The organism is Streptomyces sp. NPDC023541 (genome assembly GCF_055559995.1).
Window position 1 is genome coordinate 69,567 of the sequence record NZ_JBVHJO010000006.1, and the last position, 12,810, is coordinate 82,376.

General features: G+C 70.1%; 13 protein-coding genes. 3 read left to right on the forward strand and 10 right to left on the reverse strand.

Translation table 11 applies throughout. The features are described 5' to 3' along the window. Positions 1-81 precede the first annotated feature (81 nt). The 3 genes from ACZ3X1_RS16690 to ACZ3X1_RS16700 are packed head-to-tail and all read left to right on the forward strand — an operon-like array spanning position 82 to position 1,336. A complete protein-coding gene (locus tag ACZ3X1_RS16690) occupies positions 82-333 on the forward strand; it encodes a BCCT family transporter (protein ID WP_467280089.1) in 252 nt (83 codons plus the stop codon). A 27-nt stretch (positions 334-360) separates the two neighbouring features. After that, positions 361-861, forward strand: a complete 501-nt coding sequence (locus tag ACZ3X1_RS16695; RefSeq protein WP_356811151.1) for an NUDIX hydrolase — start codon at positions 361-363, stop codon at positions 859-861. A gap of 46 nt (positions 862-907) precedes the next feature. Continuing rightward, the gene (locus ACZ3X1_RS16700; RefSeq protein ID WP_467280090.1) at positions 908-1,336 is read left to right on the forward strand and encodes a hypothetical protein; all 429 of its coding nucleotides are present in this window, start codon (positions 908-910) and stop codon (positions 1,334-1,336) included. Between the two features lie 7 nt (positions 1,337-1,343). Here ACZ3X1_RS16700 and ACZ3X1_RS16705 read toward each other — a convergent pair whose 3' ends face one another. The 10 genes from ACZ3X1_RS16705 to ccrA form a co-directional block, all read right to left on the reverse strand. Beyond that, positions 1,344-1,733 (reverse strand): SHOCT domain-containing protein, encoded by a 390-nt coding sequence (locus tag ACZ3X1_RS16705; RefSeq protein WP_356811153.1) that lies wholly within the window; start codon positions 1,731-1,733, stop codon positions 1,344-1,346. Positions 1,734-1,817: 84 nt separating this feature from the next. Continuing rightward, on the reverse strand, positions 1,818-2,312 hold the full coding sequence (locus tag ACZ3X1_RS16710) for a methylated-DNA--[protein]-cysteine S-methyltransferase (RefSeq protein ID WP_467280091.1): 495 nt from the start codon (positions 2,310-2,312) through the stop codon (positions 1,818-1,820). A 9-nt stretch (positions 2,313-2,321) separates the two neighbouring features. Continuing rightward, positions 2,322-3,806, reverse strand: coding sequence for an AlkA N-terminal domain-containing protein (locus ACZ3X1_RS16715; protein WP_467280092.1), 1,485 nt, complete (start codon positions 3,804-3,806; stop codon positions 2,322-2,324). Positions 3,807-4,756: 950 nt separating this feature from the next. Continuing rightward, positions 4,757-5,617 (reverse strand): CDP-diacylglycerol--serine O-phosphatidyltransferase, encoded by an 861-nt coding sequence (gene pssA / locus ACZ3X1_RS16720; RefSeq protein ID WP_376506802.1) that lies wholly within the window; start codon positions 5,615-5,617, stop codon positions 4,757-4,759. After that, complete coding sequence (locus ACZ3X1_RS16725) at positions 5,604-6,260, reverse strand: phosphatidylserine decarboxylase (RefSeq protein ID WP_356811156.1); 657 nt, start codon at positions 6,258-6,260, stop codon at positions 5,604-5,606. The genes pssA and ACZ3X1_RS16725 overlap by 14 nt, the downstream gene beginning before the upstream one ends. A gap of 186 nt (positions 6,261-6,446) precedes the next feature. Continuing rightward, positions 6,447-7,652, reverse strand: coding sequence for an acyl-CoA dehydrogenase family protein (locus tag ACZ3X1_RS16730; RefSeq protein ID WP_030027413.1), 1,206 nt, complete (start codon positions 7,650-7,652; stop codon positions 6,447-6,449). Between the two features lie 2 nt (positions 7,653-7,654). Beyond that, entirely contained in the window at positions 7,655-8,167 is a 513-nt protein-coding gene (locus ACZ3X1_RS16735) for a MaoC family dehydratase (RefSeq protein ID WP_030027414.1), read from the reverse strand. 15 nt (positions 8,168-8,182) lie between these two features. After that, the gene (locus tag ACZ3X1_RS16740; RefSeq protein WP_356811157.1) at positions 8,183-9,157 is read right to left on the reverse strand and encodes an HpcH/HpaI aldolase/citrate lyase family protein; all 975 of its coding nucleotides are present in this window, start codon (positions 9,155-9,157) and stop codon (positions 8,183-8,185) included. Next, on the reverse strand, positions 9,154-11,232 hold the full coding sequence (locus ACZ3X1_RS16745; protein WP_356811158.1) for a protein meaA: 2,079 nt from the start codon (positions 11,230-11,232) through the stop codon (positions 9,154-9,156). The genes ACZ3X1_RS16740 and ACZ3X1_RS16745 overlap by 4 nt, the downstream gene beginning before the upstream one ends. A 31-nt stretch (positions 11,233-11,263) precedes the next feature. After that, positions 11,264-12,601 carry a crotonyl-CoA carboxylase/reductase gene (ccrA, locus tag ACZ3X1_RS16750; protein WP_030825492.1) on the reverse strand — a complete coding sequence of 446 codons (1,338 nt, stop codon included), beginning with the start codon at positions 12,599-12,601 and terminating at the stop codon, positions 11,264-11,266. Positions 12,602-12,810 lie beyond the last annotated feature (209 nt).

The following is a 12,810-nucleotide window of genomic DNA, read 5'->3' on the forward strand; positions in this document are numbered from 1 at the left end:
GCCCGCATAGTGTGGCCGCATGAGCGCCGCATCACTGGAACAGCCGCGTCCGGACACTCGGGCGGCGGCCCCGGCGGTCCCGTGGACGGCGCCCCCGACCACACCGTCGTCACCGTCGGCGTGATCGCCGTGCCGGCCGTCGCCGCCCGGGCGGCCCTCGCCGGAGACGCCTTCGACGCCGCGTCGAGCACCGCGCCGACGTGGATCCTGAACAACTTCGCCCGGCTGTTCGTGATCGCCGCCGACGTCTTCCCCGTCATGTGCGTCGTCCTCGCCCTCAGCCGCTTCGACGCGATCCGCCTCGGCGGCACCGGCCCCGGGGCGGGCGTCTGACCGGCGGCACCTCGGTAGGGTGGCCGGGTGACCACCACGGATGACTACGCCACGTACATCGCGAGCCTGCCCCGGGTGCTGGCCGGCGCGGCCGCCCTCTACCGGGACGCCGAGGGCCGGGTCCTGCTCGTCGAGCCCAACTACCGCGAGGGCTGGGCCCTGCCGGGCGGCACCATCGAGTCGGACGGGGGCGAGTCGCCGCGCACCGCCGCCCGCCGCGAGAGCGCCGAGGAGATCGGCATCGACGTCCCCCTCGGCCGCCTCCTCGCCGTGGACTGGACGATCGGCCCCGATCGGCCGCCGCTCGTCGCGTACCTCTACGACGGGGGCGTGCTCGACGAGGTCTCCCTGGCCTCGATCAGGCTCCAGGAAGAGGAACTGGTCTCGTGGCGGCTCGTCGATCCCGCCGAACTCGCCGCCTATCTGCCCGGATCGCTCGGACCGCGCGTCCAGGAGGCCTACCGGGTCCTCCAGTCGGGTGAGGGCACCGTGGAACTGGAGAACGGCCGGCGCCCGGTCACCCCGTAGACACTCGGCAGACACCGGCTTACTTCGACCAGGACAGAATCAAGCGATGATCACGATGTACGCCTGGCCCAGCACGGCCGACGGGCCGGACGCCCTGCCGATGGTCCACTTCACGACCGACGAGCAGGCCGGCGGCGAGGTCACCCCCGACGGGACGCCGGTGTGGCTCTTCGACACCGCGATACGCGAGGGCGGCTGGGCCCGGTTCGCCGACTTCGAGGGGTGGTCCACGCCCGCCGCCGACTGGCGGGCCCTCTACCGCCGCGAGGACGACTTCCTCGCCGTCACCGGCCCCGGCGCCTGCCAGGGCTGGTACGAGGGCAACCTCGGCGCCGACGCCGAATGGGTGGCGGCGGCCGCCACCCAGCAGAGCGTGGTGCTGCTCGCCGCCCCCGTGCAGCACCCGTCGCTCTACGGCTACGCCGTGGAGGCCGGCGCCGCCTTCGCCCTGCTCGTCCCGCTCCTCGTGGTCTGACCCGCGATCAGGCCAGGAGTTTGGCCTTGGCGCGGTCGAACTCCTCCTGGGTGATGTCGCCCTTGTCCTTGAGGACGGAGAGCTTGTGCAGCTCGTCCGCCGAACCGCCACCGGGGCCGGCCGCCTGCTGGACGTACTGCTTGAAGGCCGCCTGGTTCTCCTGCATCTGCTTCACATCCCGCTCGGTCATGCTCTTCCCCCGGGCGATGAGGTACACGAACACGCCGAGGAACGGCAGGATCAGCACGAAGATCAGCCAGCCGGCCTTGCCCCAGCCGCTCAGTGTGTGGTCACGGAAGATGTCCGTGATGATCTTGAAGAGCAGGAAGAACCACATGATCCACAGGAACAGCCACAGCATCGTCCAGAAGAGGTTCAGAAGCGGATAGTCGTCCATGCCCGGCTCCGATCGTGTTGCGGTACCTCTTTCATACAGGTGGTCCCGTATGTCCGCATTCTGAGCTGGTCCGCCGGTCGACGCCTAAGAGCGGGAAGCGGACTCGAAGGCCAGCAGCTGAACCTTGCGCTCCACCCCGCCGCCGTAGCCGGTCATGCTGCCGGACGCACCGATCACCCGATGGCACGGCACGATGATCCCGACCGGGTTCTTCCCGTTGGCCAGGCCCACCGCCCGCGAGGCGTTCGGCTTTCCCAGCTTCGCCGCCAGCTTCCCGTACGACCACGTCTCGCCGTACGGGATCCGTACCAGCTGGTCCCAGACGCTGCGCTGGAAATCGGTGCCCTCCAGACGCAGCGGGAGGTCGAACGCGGTCAGCTCCCCGGTGAAGTACGCGGCCAACTGCCGCACCACTTCGGGGAACGGCTCCTCCGAGGCGGCCACCCGCTCACCGAAGGACTCCTCGGCCGGCCGGTGGCGCTGCCCGGTCATGTAGAGGCCGCTGAGGACGCCGTCGGCGGCGACCAGGGTGAGCGGACCGTAAGGGCTGGCGACGACGGTGTGCTGCTTGACGTTCACGGATGCTCCTCAGACGGGCAGGTGGTTGACGGGGTGGGAGTCCGTGGCCCACAGGTACTGGACGGCGTACGCGCGCCAGGGCCGCCAGCCGGCGGCCCGGGCCGTCAGCGCCGACGGGGTGGACGGCAGACCGAGCCCCTGCGCCGCGCGCCGCACGCCGAGATCGGATGGCAGGAACGCGTCCGGGTCGCCGAGCGCCCGCATCGCGATCACCTCGGTGGTCCACGGACCGAAACCGGGCAGCGCCGAGAGCTGCGCGCGGGCCGCCTCCCAGTCGCTGTCGAAGCCGAGCGGCAGCGAACCGTCGGCCAGCGCCGAGACCAGGCCGGTGAGCGTGGCCCGCCGGCTGCGGGGCAGTGCCAGCGACTCCGGGTCGAGCCCGGCCAGCGCCTGCGGCGAGGGGAAGAGGTGCGTCAGGCCGCCCAGCGGGTCCTCCACGCGTTCGCCGTGCGCCGTGACCAGCCGGCCGGCGTGCGTGCGCGCCGCCGCCGTGGACACCTGCTGGCCCAGCACGGCCCGTACGGCGAACTCCGCCGCGTCGGCCGTACGGGGGACCCGGCGCCCGGGGGCCTTGTCCACGAGCGGAGCCAGCAGCGGGTCGGAGCGCAGCTGCTCATCGACGGCCTCGGGATCGGCATCGAGGTCGAGCATCCAGCGGCAGCGGCTGATGGCGATCGTCAGGTCGCGCAGGTCGGTGAGGGCGAGGCGGCAGCCGATGTGGTCGGGCTGCGGGGTCAGGGTGACCACGCCGGTGCCGTGGGGGAGGCGCAGGGTGCGGCGGTAGGCGCCGTCGCGCCACTCCTCGACGCCGGGCACCGCGGTCGCGGCGAGGTGACCGAAGAGGTTGTCGGGGTTCAGGGGCGTGCGGAACGGCAGGCGCAGGCTGATCGTGCCCGGGATCCGGGGCGGGGCGTTCCTGTTGCGGCCGGCCTTGACCGACCGGTCCCGCAGCTCGCTCGGGGACAGGGCGAAGACCTCGCGGACGGTGTCGTTGAAGGTGCGGACGGAGGCGAAGCCGGCGGCGAAGGCCACGTCGGCCATCGGCAGCTCGGAGGTCTCGATGAGCAGCCGGGCCGTCTGGGCGCGTTGGGCCCTGGCCAGGGCCAGGGGGCCGGCTCCGAGCTCGGCGTTGAGCTGGCGCTCGACCTGGCGGGTGGAGTACCCGAGGCGGGCGGCGAGACCGGGGACGCCTTCGCGGTCCACGACCCCGTCCTGGATCAGGCGCATCGCCCGGGCGACGGCGTCGGCGCGGGCGTTCCACTCGGGGGAACCGGGGCTGGTGTCGGGCCGGCACCGCTTGCACGCGCGGAACCCGGCCTGCTGGCAGGCGGCGGCACTGGGCAGGAAGGTCATGTTCTCGACCTTCGGGGGTACGGCGGGGCAGCTGGGCCGGCAGTAGATCCGGGTGGTCAGGACGGCGGTGAAGAACCAGCCGTCGAAGCGGGCGTCCTTCGACTGCACGGCCCTTACGCAGCGCTCGGTGTCGGTGTGCATGGCTCCATGATTCTGGGCGGGACCGACGGGGGCTGGCGGTTTTCCGACATCAAGCGTAGCCCTGGCCGGGGGCTCGGCGGGGGCTCGGCGGGGGCTCGGCGGGGGCCGGCGGGGCCGGTGGGCTGGGGCGGGGCCGTGGCCGGCGGCGGGGCGGGGGCCGTCCGGGGTAGGCATGATTTATGGCCCCCCGGGGAGCCGGAAGGTGCTCAGCGGTACGGGCCACAAATCACGTTTTACACCCCGGACGCCCCCCGCCCCACCACCGGCCACGGCCCCACCGGGTGGTGAGAAGGGGCCCCGGGGCGCCGGGGACGCACGAGGCACGGAGCGGCCGGGCCAGGCGGCCCCCGCCCACCCCGGTTGCCCCCGGCTGGCCGTGCGGAGGACGTGCGAAGGGGGGCAGGGGGCGCGCCGCCCAGCCTGGTGCCCCCGGCTGGGGCGGGGACGGTGCGGAGGGGCCGGGTAGGCGGCCCCCGGCCACGCCGAGCGCCCCCTGCTGGGGTGGCGACGGGGGGAGGAGGCGGGGCAAACGAGCCCTCGCCCAGCCTCGGTGTCCCCGGCTGGGGTGGGACGCGAGGTGGGGGCGGGGTAGGCGGGCTCCCGGCCACCGTGGGTGTCCCCGGCTGGGGTGGGGACGTGGGGAGGGCGCGGGTAGGCGGCCCCCGCCCACCCCGGGTGCCCCCGGCTGGTCGGAACGTGCGGAGGGGACGGGGGCGGCGGTGGGGCGGCGAGGGTCCGGGGTGTCAAACGTGATTTGTGGCCCGTGTCGCCGAGTCCCGGTGCATCCCGCCGAGGGGCCATAAATCATGCCTACCCCGGGCCTTCCCCGCCCCGCCGCCGATCCCGGCCCCGGCCCCCGACACGGCCCCGGCCCCGGCCCGGCCCCGCCCCCGGACAAGCAGAAGGCCCCGGATGCCATGGGCATCCGGGGCCTTCTCGTGCATGTCGGGCTAGCGCAGCGACGTCGCCCGGGCTTCGCGGCGGTTGTGGCGGAAGGTGTTGGCCCTCCGCGTCGTCGCGAACAGCGGAATGGTCGCCGCCATCGCGATCTGCAGGGCGCAGCCGGTCTGGAGCAGCAGCTGACCGCCCGGGGCGTCGAACGCCCAGGCCGCCAGCAGCCCCATCGCGCTGATGATCCAGCAGAGCATCGCCACCGCGAGGACACCCCGCGGCTTGGGGTACTCGACGCGGCTCACCATCAGCCACGCCACCCCGATGATCGCCAGCAGCGTCGGGATGAACGGCAGCTCCAGCAGCACGATCGAGACGACCGTCAGGGCGCCGAAGGGGCTCGGCATGCCCTGGAACATGCCGTCCTTCATCGTCACGCAGCTGAATCTCGCGAGCCGGAGCACCACGGCGAGGAGCACCACGATCGCGGCCAGCGCCGACATCTTCTGGTCCGCGTCGACGGCGACCATGCCGTAGACCAGGACGAAGTAGGCCGGGGCCAGGCCGAAGCTGATCAGGTCCGACAGGTTGTCCAGCTCGGCGCCCATCGGGGAGCTGCGCAGTTTGCGGGCCACGATGCCGTCGAAGAGGTCGAAGACCGCGGCGAGCAGCATCAGTATCACCGCCGTGGCGGCGCTGTTGCGGGCCATGCCCGTCTCGCCGCTCCCGGTGAGGTGCGGGATGAGGATTCCGGTGGTGGTGAAGTACACCGCCATGAATCCGCACGTCGCGTTGCCCAGGGTGAGGGTGTCCGCTATCGACAGCCGCAGCGAGAGCGGCATGTCGTCCTCGGCGGACTCCTCCTCGGCGGACTCGGGCACCCAGCCGGTGGCCGGAGTCTCAGGGTCAGTCACGGTCAATTCGTGTCACCCCCGCGGTGGTGGCCTGACCGACCTCGACCGCGACCTCGACGCCCTCCGGGAGGTAGATGTCGACGCGGGAGCCGAAGCGGATCAGACCGATGCGTTCGCCCTGCTCCACCTTGGTGCCGGCCGACAGGTACGGGACGATGCGCCGGGCGACGGCGCCGGCGATCTGCACCATCTCGATGTCACCGAGCTCGGTGTCGAAGTGCCAGACAACGCGCTCGTTGTTCTCGCTCTCCTTGTTGAAGGCCGGGACGAATCCGCCGGGGACGTGCTCCACGGACGTCACCGTGCCCGCGAGGGGCGCGCGGTTGACGTGGACGTTGAGCGGGCTCATGAAGATCGCGACCCGGGTGCGTCCGTCCTTCCACGGCATGATGCTCTGCACCACACCGTCGGCGGGCGAGATGACACGGCCCTGAGCGATCTCACGCTCGGGGTCACGGAAGAACCACAGCATGCCCGCGGCGAGCGCGGTTGCGGGCACGGCCACAGCGGCCCAGCGCCCGGACTTGCGGGCCCGGGTGAGGCTGAGCGCCGCGGTGGCGACGGTCGGCAGAAGCCACGGCGATGCTCCGCGGGCGAGACGTACGCCGAGTCGGCTGTCGCGGGGTGCAGAGGTTTGGCTGTGGGGCATGGATGACCTTCGTAGCGGGTGATTGCCGCGCCGCAAACAGGGGGACGGGACGGCGGCTTTACTGGAATGCTATCGGTTGCGCGCAACAACTGGGCAAGCCAGAAGCCGAGTCGATGACCGTCGGCCAGTGACTGGTAGTGACCTTGTGGCGACGGACCCGGGGAGGATCCGCCGCAAAAGGGACTTTCAGCCCTGGAGTCGGTACTCCTCGAGCAGGCGTCGCCCGATGATCATTTTCTGGATCTCGGCGGTACCTTCACCGATCAGCAGCATCGGAGCCTCGCGGTAGAGGCGCTCGATCTCGTACTCCTTCGAGAATCCGTATCCACCGTGGATGCGGAAGGCGTCCTCCACCACCTCCTTGCAGTACTCGGAGGCGAGGTACTTCGCCATCCCTGCTTCGAGGTCGTTTCGTTCCCCGGAGTCCTTTTTGCGTGCTGCGTTCACCATCATCGCATGAGCGGCTTCGACCTTGGTAGCCATCTCGGCCAGCTTGAACTGGATGGCCTGGTGTTCGGCGATCGCCTTGCCGAAAGTGTGACGTTGCTGGGCATACGAGACACCCAGTTCGAAAGCACGCTGTGCAACGCCGCAGCCACGCGCCGCCACGTTGACGCGGCCGACCTCGACGCCGTCCATCATTTGGTAAAACCCTCGGCCGGTCTGGCCGCCGAGGACGCGATTGGCCGGAATGCGCAGTCCGTCCATGATGAGCTCGGTCGTGTCGACGCCCTTGTAGCCCATCTTGTCGATCTTGCCCGGGATGGTGAGGCCGGGGCGGACCTCACCGAAGCCGGGCTCCTTCTCCACGAGGAAGGTCGTCATCGACTTGTGGGGCGCGGTGCCCTCGGGGTGTCCTTCGTCACTTCGCACGAGAACGGCCACCAGGGTGGAGCTGCCGCCGTTCGTCAGCCACATTTTCTGGCCGTTGAGGACGTACTCGTCGCCGTCCTTCACCGCCTTGGAGCTGATGGCCGAGACGTCGGAGCCCAGCGCCGGCTCGGACATCGAGAACGCGCCGCGCACCTCGCCCAGGGCCATGCGCGGGAGGAAGTGGTCCTTCTGCTCCTGCGTGCCGTGCTGCTTGAGCATGTACGCCACGATGAAGTGCGTGTTGATGATGCCCGAGACGGACATCCAGCCCCGCGCGATCTCCTCCACACACAGGGCGTAGGTGAGGAGCGACTCACCCAGGCCGCCGTACTCCTCCGGGATCATCAGCCCGAAGAGGCCGAGCTCCTTGAGACCGTCGACGATCTGCTGCGGGTACTCGTCGCGGTGCTCCAGCTCGGTGGCGACCGGGATGATCTCCTTGTCGACGAACTCGCGGACGGTCTTGAGGATCTCCCGCTGGACGTCGGTCAGCCCGGCGGTCTGGGCGAGTCGGGCCATGGCTACTTCTCCTGGGTCTTCAGCTGGGGGCGGCCGGGCTGCTCGCCGCCGCGCTCCTTGATGTACGTCTCGGTGGGGACCATCACCTTGCGCCGGAAGACGCAGACGAGGGTGCCGTCCTGCTTGTAGCCCTTGGTCTCGACGTAGACGATGCCGCGGTCGTTCTTGGACTTCGACGGGGTCTTGTCGAGGACCGTGGTCTCGCCGTAGATCGTGTCGCCGTGGAAGGTCGGCGCCACGTGCCGCAGGGACTCGATCTCCAGGTTGGCGATGGCCTTCCCGGAGACGTCCGGCACGGACATGCCGAGCAGCAGCGAGTAGATGTAGTTGCCCACGACCACGTTCTTGCCGAAATCGGTGGTGTTCTCGGCGTAGTTCGCGTCCATGTGGAGCGGGTGGTGGTTCATGGTCAGGAGACAGAAGAGGTGGTCGTCGTACTCGGTGACCGTCTTCCCGGGCCAGTGCTTGTAGACCGCCCCGACCTCGAACTCTTCGTACGTGCGTCCGAACTGCATGGTGGTCTGTCCTTGTCAGCTGGTGGGAATCTCGAACTTGGTGGTGCGCTGCATGCCGGCGGCCCGGCCCTTGCCCGCGATGACCAGGGCCATCTTGCGGCTGGCCTCGTCGATCATCTCGTCGCCGAGCATCGCGGAGCCCTTCTTGCCGCCGGCCTCCGAGGTGCACCAGTCGTACGCGTCGAGGATCAGCTCGGCGTGGTCGTAGTCCTCCTGGGACGGGGAGAAGACCTCGTTGGCCGCGTCGACCTGGCCGGGGTGCAGCACCCACTTGCCGTCGAAGCCCAGCGCCGCCGCCCGGCCGGCCACCTCGCGGTAGGCGTCCACGTCGCGGATCTGGAGGAAGGGGCCGTCGATGGCCTGGAGGTTGTGCGTACGGGCGGCCATCAGGATCCGCATGAGGATGTAGTGGTAGGCGTCCGCCGGGTAGCCGGGCGGCTGCATGCCCACGACCAGGGACTTCATGTTGATCGAGGCCATGAAGTCGGCCGGGCCGAAGATGATGGTCTCCAGCCGGGGGGAGGCGGCGGCGATCTCGTCGACGTTCACCAGGCCCTTGGCGTTCTCGATCTGCGCCTCGATGCCGATCTTGCCGACCTCGAAGCCCATCGTCTTCTCGATCTGCGTGAGCAGCAGGTCCAGGGCGACGACCTGCTGGGCGTCCTGGACCTTCGGCAGCATGATGCAGTCGAGGTTCTGGCCCGCGCCCTCGACGACCGTGATGACGTCGCGGTAGGTCCAGTGGGTGGTCCAGTCGTTGACGCGCACGACGCGGGTCTTGCCGGTCCAGTCGCCGTTGTTCAGCGCGTCCACGATCGTGTGGCGGGCGCCTTCCTTGGCGAGCGGCGCGCAGGCGTCCTCCAGGTCCAGGAAGACCTGGTCGGCCGGCAGGCCCTGGGCCTTCTCCAGGAACCGCGGGTTCGAGCCGGGCACCGCGAGGCAGGAGCGGCGCGGGCGAAGGCGGTTCACCGGGTGGACTGGCGTGGTCATGCGGGGACCTCCGTGCTTGCAATGGGTGCGGCGTTGTCGAGTGGGTCGAGCTTGTTGGCCTTGCGGATCTCGTCGACGATACGGCCGATGATCTCCGTGATGCCGAAGTCCTTCGGCGTGAAGACGGCGGCGACACCCGCGGCCTTGAGCGCGACGGCGTCGGCGTTCGGAATGATGCCTCCGACGATGACGGGGATGTCACCCGCCCCCGCCGTGCGCAGCCGTTCCAGGACGTCCGGGACGAGGGCGCTGTGCGATCCGGACAGGATGGACAGTCCCACGCAGTGCACGTCCTCGGCCAGCGCGGCGGAGGAGATCTCCTCGGGCGTCAGCCTGATGCCCTGGTAGACCACCTCGAAGCCGGCGTCGCGGGCCCGGACGGCGATCTGCTCGGCCCCGTTGGAGTGTCCGTCCAGGCCGGGCTTGCCGACCAGCAGGCGCAGCCGGCCGGAGCCGAGCTCGTCGGCCGTGCGGGCCACCTTCTCGCGGACCTCGTGCATCGGCGTGCCCGGCTCGGCGGTCACGGCGACGGGGGCCGAGGAGACCCCGGTCGGTGCGCGGAACTCGCCGAACACCTCGCGCAGCGCGCCCGCCCACTCGCCGGTGGTGACACCGGCCCGGGCGCACTCCAGCGTGGCCTCCATGAGGTTCTCGGTGCCCGCCGCGGCCTCCTTGAGGCGCTCCAGCGCCTGCTGGGTGGTGGGGAAGACGAACGGGTCGCCGTTCCCCTGGCGGTCCGAGGACTCCTGGCGCTCGGCGCGCCAGCGGCCGATCCGCTCGACGGTGACGGCCTCGACGGCCGCGTCCACCGTCATGATCGCGCCGTCGAGGTCGGCCGTGAGCGGGTTGGGCTCGGTCTGCTCGAAGCAGTTCACGCCGACGATCTTGTCCTCGCCGGCCTCGATCCGCGCGCGCCGCTCGGCGTGCGAGGAGACCAGCTGGGACTTGAGGTACCCGGACTCGACGGCGGCCATCGCGCCGCCCATCTCCTGGATCCGGTCGATCTCGGCCAGGCAGTCGGCGACCAGGGAGTCGACTTTGGCCTCGATGACGTGGGATCCGGCGAAGATGTCGTCGTACTCCAGAAGGTCGCTCTCGTGGGCGAGGACCTGCTGGATGCGCAGCGACCACTGCTGGTCCCAGGGCCGGGGCAGGCCCAGCGCCTCGTTCCAGGCGGGCAGCTGCACCGCGCGGGCGCGGGCGTCCTTGGAGAGGGTGACCGCGAGCATCTCCAGCACGATGCGCTGGACGTTGTTCTCCGGCTGCGCCTCGGTCAGTCCCAGGGAGTTGACCTGGACGCCGTAACGGAAGCGGCGCTGCTTCGCGTTCTCGATGCCGTAGCGCTCCTTGGTGACCTTGTCCCAGATGCGGCCGAAGGCGCGCATCTTGCACATCTCCTCGATGAAGCGGACGCCCGCGTTCACGAAGAAGGAGATACGGGCGACCACCTCGCCGAAGCGTTCCTCGGGGACCTGCCCCGAGTCGCGCACCGAGTCCAGGACGGCGATCGCCGTGGACATCGCGTACGAGATCTCCTGGACCGGTGTGGCCCCGGCCTCCTGCAGGTGGTAGCTGCAGATGTTGATCGGGTTCCACTTCGGGATGTGGTTGACCGTGTACGCGATCATGTCCGTCGTCAGCCGCAGGGACGGCCCCGGCGGGAAGACGTGCGTCCCGCGCGAGAGGTATTCCTTGACGATGTCGTTCTGGGTGGTGCCCTGGAGCTGGGCGATGTCCGCGCCCTGCTCCTCGGCGGCCACCTGGTAGAGCGCCAGCAGCCACATGGCGGTGGCGTTGATCGTCATCGAGGTGTTCATCTGTTCCAGGGGTATGTCCTGGAACAGCCGCCGCATGTCGCCCAGATGGGAGACCGGGACCCCGACCCGGCCCACTTCGCCGCGCGCGAGGATGTGGTCGGGGTCGTAGCCGGTCTGCGTCGGCAGGTCGAACGCGACCGACAGGCCGGTCTGGCCCTTGGCGAGGTTGCGGCGGTACAGCTCGTTGGACGCCTCGGCCGTGGAGTGGCCGGCGTACGTCCGCATGAGCCACGGACGGTCCTTCTGGCGCTCTGTCATCTCAGGCTGTCCCTTAGGCCTTTGAACGGTCTCAGACGTTGCGGAAGCGGTTGATGGCGTCGAGGTGCTCGGCGCGCATCTCGTGGTCGCGGACGCCCAGGCCCTCCTCGGGCGCCAGCGCGAGGACGCCGACCTTGCCCTGGTGGAGGTTGCGGTGGACGTCGTAGGCGGCCTGGCCGGTCTCCTCCAGGGAGTAGACCTTCGACAGCGTGGGGTGGATCTTGCCCTTGGCGATCAGGCGGTTGGCCTCCCACGCCTCGCGGTAGTTGGCGAAGTGCGAGCCGACGATCTTCTTGAGCGACATCCACAGGTACCGGTTGTCGTACTGGTGCATGTAGCCGGAGGTCGAGGCGCAGGTGGTGATGGTGCCGCCCTTGCGGGTGACGTAGACCGAGGCACCGAAGGTCTCGCGGCCCGGGTGCTCGAAGACGATGTCGATGTCCTCGCCGCCGGTCAGCTCGCGGATCTTCGAGCCGAAGCGCTTCCACTCGCGCGGGTCCTGGGTGTTCTCGTCCTTCCAGAACTTGTAGCCCTCGGCGTTGCGGTCGATGACCGCGGTGGCGCCCATGGACCGGCAGATGTCGGCCTTCTCGGGGGAGGAGACGACGCAGATCGGGTTGGCGCCGCCGGCCAGGGCGAACTGGGTGGCGTAGCTGCCGAGGCCGCCGCTGGCGCCCCAGATCAGGACGTTGTCGCCCTGCTTCATGCCGGCGCCGTTGCGGGAGACCAGCTGGCGGTAGGCGGTGGAGTTGACCAGGCCGGGGGAGGCGGCCTCCTCCCAGCTGAGGTGGTCGGGCTTCGGCATCAGCTGGTTCGACTTGACCAGGGCGATCTCCGCCAGGCCGCCGAAGTTGGTCTCGAAGCCCCAGATGCGCTGCTCGGGGTCGAGCATCGTGTCGTTGTGGCCGTCGGAGGACTCCAGCTCGACGGAGAGGCAGTGCGCGACGACCTCGTCGCCCGGGTTCCAGGCGTTGACGCCGGGGCCGGTGCGCAGGACGACGCCCGCGAGGTCGGAGCCGATGACGTGGTACGGGAGGTCGTGGCGCTTGGTGAGCTCCGACAGGCGCCCGTAGCGCTCCAGGAAGCTGAAGGTGGAGACGGGCTCGAAGATCGAGGTCCACACCGAGTTGTAGTTGACCGAGGAGGCCATGACGGCCACCAGGGCCTCGCCCGGGCCCAGCTCGGGGAGCGGGACGTGGTCCAGGTGCAGGGACTTGCGCGGGTCCTTCTCGCGCGTGGTGAGCCCCGCGAACATCTCCGCCTCGTCCTTGTGCACGGTGATCGCACGGTAGGAGTCGGGCAGCGGCAGGGCGGCGAAGTCTGCTGCGGTGGCGGACTGCGACTGAATCGCGTCCAGGATGTCCTTCACGGTGAGCCTCCGGCTAGCGCTGATGAGGGTGCGCTGAGGTGAACGGGGTGCGGGTGCGGTGTGCCGTCGGTCCGGCTGTGCTGTGGTGCTGGGCGCCGCCCGTGGTGGGGCGTGCGGGTGCCTGGTGACGCAGGCGTCCGGGGCGCGTTCCGTGCCGTGTGGGCGTGGGTCGCGGGGACATCCGGACGAGATTCAACGTATGGCACCCC

Excerpts from the sequence above, each read along its gene's own strand:
- ACZ3X1_RS16740 (WP_356811157.1), bottom strand. The coding sequence starts at position 9,157 with ATGACCACGCCAGTCCACCCGGTGAACCGCCTTCGCCCGCGCCGCTCC.
- ACZ3X1_RS16745 (WP_356811158.1), bottom strand. The coding sequence starts at position 11,232 with ATGACAGAGCGCCAGAAGGACCGTCCGTGGCTCATGCGGACGTACGCC.
- ACZ3X1_RS16725 (WP_356811156.1), bottom strand. The coding sequence starts at position 6,260 with ATGCCCCACAGCCAAACCTCTGCACCCCGCGACAGCCGACTCGGCGTA.
- ACZ3X1_RS16705 (WP_356811153.1), bottom strand. The coding sequence starts at position 1,733 with ATGGACGACTATCCGCTTCTGAACCTCTTCTGGACGATGCTGTGGCTG.
- ACZ3X1_RS16730 (WP_030027413.1), bottom strand. The coding sequence starts at position 7,652 with ATGGCCCGACTCGCCCAGACCGCCGGGCTGACCGACGTCCAGCGGGAG.
- ACZ3X1_RS16715 (WP_467280092.1), bottom strand. The coding sequence starts at position 3,806 with ATGCACACCGACACCGAGCGCTGCGTAAGGGCCGTGCAGTCGAAGGAC.
- ACZ3X1_RS16700 (WP_467280090.1), top strand. The coding sequence starts at position 908 with ATGATCACGATGTACGCCTGGCCCAGCACGGCCGACGGGCCGGACGCC.
- ACZ3X1_RS16735 (WP_030027414.1), bottom strand. The coding sequence starts at position 8,167 with ATGCAGTTCGGACGCACGTACGAAGAGTTCGAGGTCGGGGCGGTCTAC.